1 protein-coding gene is annotated in these 925 nt (G+C 61.0%); it reads right to left on the bottom strand.

All coding sequences use genetic code 11. The annotated features are described in order from the left end of the window. Positions 1-344 precede the first annotated feature (344 nt). Positions 345-593 carry a hypothetical protein gene (locus AHiyo1_RS16030; RefSeq protein ID WP_148667615.1) on the bottom strand — a complete coding sequence of 83 codons (249 nt, stop codon included), beginning with the start codon at positions 591-593 and terminating at the stop codon, positions 345-347. Positions 594-925 lie beyond the last annotated feature (332 nt).

Below are 925 nucleotides of genomic sequence, written 5' to 3'. Positions count from 1 at the left end.
CCGCGCAGCGCGATGCCGGCAACAACCGCGGGCTTGTCCTCGAACGGCGTCGAAACAGCGATGACCGCCCCGTCAGGTGATTTGAGGCGGAACCTGAAGAAGGACTCCCCGTCAAGAAACACTTCGAATATGCCAGCCACTGCTACCTCCCGGTCTGCGGACCCTGCTCGGTAGCGACTTCACTACGAGCGGGTCGGAGCATCGCTGCATTCCCGTCCGCTGCTCTGGTTGAACAACCACCGTGAATCGTCTTTCACGTGATATTCAGTCTGTTCTGACTGCGTTGAGGCTAACAAGACCGCGTGAGTAAATCCTGTGTAAAACGTGTGCAACCCCGGGGCGGGTCAGCTGCCACTTGCCCGGTTCATCAGGTGCTCGAGCAGCGCCAGTTCCGGAAATCCGGGGTGGCGCGCAATGCTGGACCTCAGTTTTGCACGGAGGTGTTCGCCACTCGGTTCGGTTCCGCCGAGGACTTCGTCGATGATTTCCTGCGCCTGCTCACGCAGGGCGGCCAGAGTGTCGCGGTCGTCACCGGGAACCAGAACCGGTTCCGGCTCGACGAGCGGGTCTTCAGACTCCAAAGGTTCCGACACTGCCAGCTCCTGATATTTCATCCCGGCAACTCCCAGTTAGGTCCGGAATTCGCCCCCATCCACTAGATAGTAATGAGGGCGCCCGGGTTGTTCACCGCTAAATGCTCAGAACGACGAATATGGCTTGGAAACGGTGGTTTGTGACGCGGACCCGACGGCGGCGCCGTTCCGCCGTCGGGCCGTTGCTTTTCAGTCCATGACGAGGTCGCGGGCGGCGGCGGCAATGTGGCGTGCCGAAATGCCCGCTGCGTTGAGCAAGTCCTTGGGCTCACCGGAACCAGGAAGTTCCCTCACGGCGAGAAGCGCGATATGGAGTTTGGGCGTGTTGGCGC

The sequence above is a fragment of the Arthrobacter sp. Hiyo1 genome (assembly GCF_001263615.2).
Lineage (GTDB): Bacteria > Actinomycetota > Actinomycetes > Actinomycetales > Micrococcaceae > Arthrobacter.
Note: the sequence above shows the minus strand (reverse complement) of the source record. Positions and strands in the feature narration are given on the sequence as shown.